We start from the raw sequence: 5,967 nt of genomic DNA, 5'->3' as shown, positions 1-5,967 counted from the left end.
CCCCTTCACCGGCGCTGCTGAGGCGCTGGGGCGCTGCTGAGGCGGCGGGGACGCTCAGGATAGACTGGGGGCATCTGAGGTTGAGTTTTAGGCGGGCGCGCTGAGGGATTGGCGCAACGGTCTGGTTTTTGGCTCTGGGTGTTTGTTCTTTGACATTGATGGATAACTGAAGAGATATGTGGGCGGTTTGGTTCGTTTCGACGGATTGAATGTCTGTATATCGCGCTCATAGGGTTACGGCCCGATGATTGAGTGTCAGCTTCACTGTTTGTTCGGTACTTTGGTTTCTATGAAGCTGAAGCACAGACAAACAGATGACTCTTGATTGTTCCTTCGCCTAGCCGGGTGGAGGTATCGCTTAAACGTGCTCAAGTAGCCGAATAGGCGGTAGCACAATCAAGGATGTGCAGAGGTTCGAACGTCAAGGATAAGCAGGCAACTGCTTTTCAACTTGAGAGTTTGATTCTGGCTCAGAACGAACGCTGGCGGCAGGCCTAACACATGCAAGTCGAGCGCGCCCTTCGGGGTGAGCGGCGGACGGGTTAGTAACGCGTGGGAATATGCCCTTTGGTACGGAATAGCCTCTGGAAACGGAGAGTAATACCGTATGAGCCCTTCGGGGGAAAGATTTATCGCCAAAGGATTAGCCCGCGTTAGATTAGGTAGTTGGTGGGGTAATGGCCTACCAAGCCTACGATCTATAGCTGGTTTTAGAGGATGATCAGCAACACTGGGACTGAGACACGGCCCAGACTCCTACGGGAGGCAGCAGTGGGGAATCTTGGACAATGGGGGCAACCCTGATCCAGCCATGCCGCGTGAGTGATGAAGGCCCTAGGGTCGTAAAGCTCTTTCGCCTGTGAAGATAATGACGGTAGCAGGTAAAGAAACCCCGGCTAACTCCGTGCCAGCAGCCGCGGTAATACGGAGGGGGTTAGCGTTGTTCGGAATTACTGGGCGTAAAGCGCACGTAGGCGGATCGGAAAGTTGGGGGTGAAATCCCGGGGCTCAACCCCGGAACTGCCTCCAAAACTATCGGTCTAGAGTTCGAGAGAGGTGAGTGGAATTCCGAGTGTAGAGGTGAAATTCGTAGATATTCGGAGGAACACCAGTGGCGAAGGCGGCTCACTGGCTCGATACTGACGCTGAGGTGCGAAAGTGTGGGGAGCAAACAGGATTAGATACCCTGGTAGTCCACACCGTAAACGATGAATGCCAGTCGTCGGGTAGCATGCTATTCGGTGACACACCTAACGGATTAAGCATTCCGCCTGGGGAGTACGGTCGCAAGATTAAAACTCAAAGAAATTGACGGGGGCCCGCACAAGCGGTGGAGCATGTGGTTTAATTCGAAGCAACGCGCAGAACCTTACCAACCCTTGACATCCTAGGACCGTTCCAGAGATGGATCTTTCACTTCGGTGACCTAGTGACAGGTGCTGCATGGCTGTCGTCAGCTCGTGTCGTGAGATGTTCGGTTAAGTCCGGCAACGAGCGCAACCCACATCCTTAGTTGCCAGCAGTTCGGCTGGGCACTCTAGGGAAACTGCCCGTGATAAGCGGGAGGAAGGTGTGGATGACGTCAAGTCCTCATGGCCCTTACGGGTTGGGCTACACACGTGCTACAATGGCAGTGACAATGGGTTAATCCCAAAAAACTGTCTCAGTTCGGATTGGGGTCTGCAACTCGACCCCATGAAGTCGGAATCGCTAGTAATCGCGTAACAGCATGACGCGGTGAATACGTTCCCGGGCCTTGTACACACCGCCCGTCACACCATGGGAGTTGGTTCTACCCGACGGCCGTGCGCTAACCTTTTGGAGGCAGCGGACCACGGTAGGATCAGCGACTGGGGTGAAGTCGTAACAAGGTAGCCGTAGGGGAACCTGCGGCTGGATCACCTCCTTTCTAAGGATGTTTCTAGTATCTTGAGCTTGCTCTTGATCGTGAAGCACTTAGCAAAAGATCAACAAACAAAGTTGATCAAACTCATGGACCGAGCCGTCCTCATATCTCTTCAGAACACATCAGGCCGACCGGCCTGTCTGGGTCGGTAGCTCAGGTGGTTAGAGCGCACGCCTGATAAGCGTGAGGTCGGAGGTTCAAGTCCTCCTCGACCCACCACTAGATTAGGGTGCGTAGCACCTGAATGGGGCCTTAGCTCAGCTGGGAGAGCGCCTGATTTGCATTCAGGAGGTCAGGAGTTCGATCCTCCTAGGCTCCACCATTTATCCGATCAGATCGTTAAGCACCTTTTTGGTTCTTAACCGTCCGATTGGACGTCGCTTCTTCGGAGGCATTGACATCGTATAGAGAGAAATCAATCAACACTGTTTGATCGCGCCGAGTGAGGCGTTGATCTCAGTTGGTCCTCTTCGGAGGAGGTTCGATTGGGGATGTTTCCTCGTCCCTCTTTGAATATCCCGGCTGAAACGAACAGAGTTGTCCAAGTCAAGTACACTAACCCGCATGATCTGACGATCATGCATTGTCTTCTATCCTCTGCGTGGGGCCGACCGACATCGGCAGCGCGGGTTCCAGGATGGAAGGCGGGAAAGTATGCTTTTGGTTCAGAAGAAAGATCGCCTTTAGTTACCAGCTGGGCGGTCGCGATTGACATACTTGTGCTCAAGTAGCCGAATAGGCGGTAGCACAACTATCGTGTGTCTTTCTCTTTCTGGATCAAATCAAGCGCGAGAAGGGCGTTTGGTGAATGCCTTGGCAGCAAGAGGCGATGAAAGACGTGATACTCTGCGATAAGCCATGGGGAGCTGAGAATAAGCTTTGATCCATGGATCTCTGAATGGGGCAACCCACCTGAAAGCTTCATATTGTTATCTTTGGTAATCAATATGTTGCTTAAACAGGTACTTAAGACCTGAATACATAGGGTTTTAAGAGCAAACCCGGGGAACTGAAACATCTAAGTACCCGGAGGAAAGGAAATCAATTGATACTCCCCTAGTAGCGGCGAGCGAACGGGGACCAGCCGAGCCAGATAAGTGACTAGAACATGTTGGGAAGCATGGCCATAGCGGGTGACAGCCCCGTATAGGAAGCTTTGATGGACGTATTAAGTAGGGCGGAACACGTGAAATTCTGTCTGAAGATCGGAGGACCACCTTCGAAGGCTAAGTACTCCTTGCTGACCGATAGCGAACCAGTACCGTGAGGGAAAGGTGAAAAGCACCCCGACGAGGGGAGTGAAACAGTACCTGAAACCGAACGCCTACAATCAGTCGGAGGATCCTCGAGATCTGACGGCGTACCTTTTGTATAATGGGTCATCGACTTGGTCTTACGAGCAAGCTTAAGCCGTTAGGTGTAGGCGTAGCGAAAGCGAGTCTTAATAGGGCGAATGAGTTCGTGGGATCAGACCCGAAACCGAGTGATCTAGGCATGGCCAGGTTGAAGGTAAGGTAACACTTACTGGAGGACCGAACCCACATCCGTTGAAAAGGATCGGGATGAGCTGTGCCTAGGGGTGAAAGGCCAATCAAACTCGGAGATAGCTGGTTCTCTGCGAAATCTATTTAGGTAGAGCGTCATCCGAATACCCCGGGGGGTAGAGCACTGGATGGGTAATGGGGCCCCACAGGCTTACTGATCCTAACCAAACTCCGAATACCCGGGAGTACTAGATGGCAGACACACTGCGGATGCTAACGTCCGTAGTGGAGAGGGAAACAACCCTGACCTACGACTAAGGCCCCCAATTCATGGCTAAGTGGGAAAGCAGGTGGGACGACCAAAACAACCAGGAGGTTGGCTTAGAAGCAGCCATCCTTTAAAGATAGCGTAACAGCTCACTGGTCTAAATAAGTTGTCCTGCGGCGAAGATGTAACGGGGCTCAAGCCATGAGCCGAAGTCTAGGGATGCGTAAGCATCGGTAGCAGAGCGTAGTGTGACATAGAACCTTGCCTTTTTTACCGCCGGTTATGCGGTGCGCGTAATCGCGCTCAAGTAGCCGAATAGGCGGTAGCGCAGGCATAGGTTCTTTCGATGAAGCCGGGGCGTGAGCCATCCGGTGGAGAGATCACTAGTGAGAATGATGACATGAGTAGCGACAAAGAGTGTGAGAGACACTCTCGCCGAAAGTCCAAGGGTTCCTGCTTAAAGCTAATCTGAGCAGGGTAAGCCGGCCCCTAAGCCGAGGCCGAAAGGCGTAGGCGATGGGAACTAGGTTAATATTCCTAGGCCAGGAGGATGTGACGGATCACAGGTGTAGTTCAATCTTATCGGATTGATTGGGCTGCTGAGTGGTTCCTGGAAATAGCCCTCCATCAGACCGTACCCTAAACCGACACAGGTGGACTGGTAGAGCATACCAAGGCGCTTGAGAGAACGATGTTGAAGGAACTCGGCAAAATACCTCCGTAAGTTCGCGAGAAGGAGGCCCGGTTCCTAGGCAACTAGGGGCTGGGGGCACAAACCAGGGGGTGGCGACTGTTTATTAAAAACACAGGGCTCTGCGAAGTCGCAAGACGACGTATAGGGTCTGACGCCTGCCCGGTGCCTGAAGGTTAAAAGGAGAGGTGAGAGCCTTGAATTGAAGCCCAGGTAAACGGCGGCCGTAACTATAACGGTCCTAAGGTAGCGAAATTCCTTGTCGGGTAAGTTCCGACCTGCACGAATGGCGTAACGACTTCCCCGCTGTCTCCAACATCGACTCAGCGAAATTGAATTGCCTGTCAAGATGCAGGCTTCCCGCGGTTAGACGGAAAGACCCCGTGCACCTTTACTACAGCTTCGCACTGGCATCAGGATTGTGATGTGCAGGATAGGTGGTAGGCTTTGAAGCGGAAACGCAAGTATCCGTGGAGCCTCCCTTGAGATACCACCCTTCGCACTCTTGATGTCTAACCGCGGTCCGTTATCCGGATCCGGGACCCTGCGTGGCGGGTAGTTTGACTGGGGCGGTCGCCTCCTAAAGCGTAACGGAGGCGCGCGAAGGTTGGCTCAGAGCGGTCGGAAATCGCTCGTTGAGTGCAATGGCAGAAGCCAGCCTGACTGCGAGACTGACAAGTCGAGCAGAGTCGAAAGACGGCCATAGTGATCCGGTGGTCCCGAGTGGAAGGGCCATCGCTCAACGGATAAAAGGTACGCCGGGGATAACAGGCTGATACTGCCCAAGAGTCCATATCGACGGCAGTGTTTGGCACCTCGATGTCGGCTCATCTCATCCTGGGGCTGGAGCAGGTCCCAAGGGTACGGCTGTTCGCCGTTTAAAGAGGTACGTGAGCTGGGTTTAGAACGTCGTGAGACAGTTCGGTCCCTATCTGCCGTGGGTGTAGGAGACTTGAGAGGAGTTGCCCCTAGTACGAGAGGACCGGGGTGAACGATCCACTGGTGGACCAGTTGTCGTGCCAACGGCAGTGCTGGGTAGCTATGATCGGACAGGATAACCGCTGAAGGCATCTAAGCGGGAAGCCCCCCTCAAAACAAGGTCTCCCTGAGGGCCGTGGAAGACCACCACGTCAATAGGCCGGAGATGTAAGCGCAGTAATGCGTTCAGTTGACCGGTACTAATCGCCCGATAGGCTTGATTTGATCCAGTAACAGAAAGACAAATCAAACCAGAAGCATACACCGACCTTGAGTTGGACAACGTTGATCTGATTAACAACCGTGCGGCAACGCGCCTTTATCTACGATAAAGACGCTGCCTGCCGCGCGTCGCGCTTTGCCAAAGGCAAAGCCGCGACGGGGGCTTTTCCTCGGTTTGGTGGTCATAGCGCAAGTGAAACACCCGGTCCCATCCCGAACCCGGAAGTTAAGCACTGCCGCGCCAATGGTACTTGGGCTTAAGCCCCGGGAGAGTAGGTCACCGCCAAACCTAGCAAAAGCCCACAGTCTCTCTAATACGATGAAACAAATCTGACTCTGACGCGGGATGGAGCAGCCCGGTAGCTCGTCAGGCTCATAACCTGAAGGTCGCAGGTTCAAATCCTGCTCCCGCAACCAG

Annotated in this window: 3 tRNA genes and 3 rRNA genes; all 6 read left to right on the top strand. The window is 53.5% G+C overall.

What is annotated here, in order from left to right:
- The first annotated feature begins 447 nt into the window (after positions 1–447).
- Positions 448–1,909 (top strand): 16S ribosomal RNA (locus ACR0NO_RS22015).
- Between the two features lie 139 nt (positions 1,910–2,048).
- Positions 2,049–2,125: transfer RNA gene (locus tag ACR0NO_RS22010), tRNA-Ile, on the top strand.
- A gap of 27 nt (positions 2,126–2,152) precedes the next feature.
- A tRNA-Ala gene (locus ACR0NO_RS22005) sits at positions 2,153–2,228 on the top strand.
- 458 nt (positions 2,229–2,686) lie between these two features.
- A 23S ribosomal RNA gene (locus tag ACR0NO_RS22000) occupies positions 2,687–5,552 on the top strand.
- A 171-nt stretch (positions 5,553–5,723) separates the two neighbouring features.
- Positions 5,724–5,838 (top strand): 5S ribosomal RNA (gene rrf / locus ACR0NO_RS21995).
- Together the 16S, 23S and 5S rRNA genes with 3 tRNA genes alongside form the textbook arrangement of a ribosomal RNA operon.
- A 51-nt stretch (positions 5,839–5,889) precedes the next feature.
- Positions 5,890–5,966 (top strand) — tRNA-Met (locus ACR0NO_RS21990).
- The last annotated feature ends 1 nt before the right edge of the window (position 5,967 follow it).

The sequence above is a fragment of the Ruegeria sp. CL3 genome, from assembly GCF_056536505.1.
Note: the sequence above shows the minus strand (reverse complement) of the source record. Positions and strands in the feature narration are given on the sequence as shown.